At 42.5% G+C, this 1,111-nt stretch carries 1 protein-coding gene; it reads right to left on the bottom strand.

Annotated elements, in window-relative coordinates; translation table 11 throughout:
- On the bottom strand, positions 1–1,101 hold a 1,101-nt coding region (locus tag NZ853_11510; GenBank protein ID MCS7206311.1), incomplete at its 3' end, for a restriction endonuclease subunit S.
- Between the last annotated feature and the right edge of the window lie 10 nt (positions 1,102–1,111).

Genomic DNA, 1,111 nt, shown 5'->3' on the forward strand with positions numbered 1-1,111 from the left:
TAGCTCTTTGGTGCAAGAGAATACTTGCTGTATTTTCTGGACTATGCGTTTTTGTTCTTGAAGAGGGGGGAGGGGGATGGAAAAAGCCTTGAGTATTGTTTGATTTATATTGTTTTGAGCCATGCCTCTACTATCACTCTGTAAATAGCTTCCCATATATTTCAAGCAGTGAAAGAGATATTCTCTATCAACAAGGCTCTCATCCTTTATCTCAAGCCCAGCTATTGCTTGATTAGTTGCGGCATCTATGTGAAGCATGCCAACCTTTCCAATAGTGGCAAAAATACTAAACAATATAGTTCCTGCAGGAAAAACCTTTGCTGATGAGTTTCTAAGCCCTTCCTCTGTTATTGCCTCTTCTGTCTTGTAAACATGCCCATCCTCAGGTATATCACTTATTTTGACCCATGGAATGCTTCCTCCCCAATACTCTTCTATACTCCTACTCGGAGTCCCTCCAGCTCTTATATTACACACCTCCCCCAATTTCACCCACTTCCAGCCATCTGGGAGCTCTGAGCCGGGGCGTGGGAAGGTGTGGAAGAGAACTGACTTCCACAGGGCTTCCGCTTCTTTTCTTGCTTCTTCTACTTCTCTTTTTAGCTCTTTGGTGCAAGAGAATACTTGCTGTATTTTCTGGACTATGCGTTTTTGTTCTTGAAGAGGGGGGAGGGGGACGGGAAGTTGGATGAATTCTCTGACTCTTAAGTTTCTCAATCCAGTGGTGGTATCTTGGGCTTTTAGGTATATTTCACGAGCTGATGGACTATGAAGATAGTATAGGCAAAAGTGGGGGAGTAGGATATCTTGTTTAGCTCTTAGACGAAGCATGAAATTAGAGAATAAATATTCCTTGCTTTCGTCTGTTTTCTTAAACAAGACGGCCCAACCTACTAAGTGTGGACTTCCACTTGATTTATTTACAAGAATGTCCCCGTCCTTTAGAGTATATTTGGACGCTATATGCTTGCTTATCTTCCTAACCAGAGCAGTGTTTGGATTTATATACATACCACTTATCTCCGTTGACCTAATAACTGGATATCCTTCATCTTCATTTTCTGCTTCTGGACCCCATATGCCACTTGCATACTCACACACCTCCCCCAAC

This window comes from Leptospiraceae bacterium, from assembly GCA_025059995.1.
Classification (GTDB): domain Bacteria; phylum Spirochaetota; class Leptospiria; order Leptospirales; family Leptonemataceae; genus SKYB61.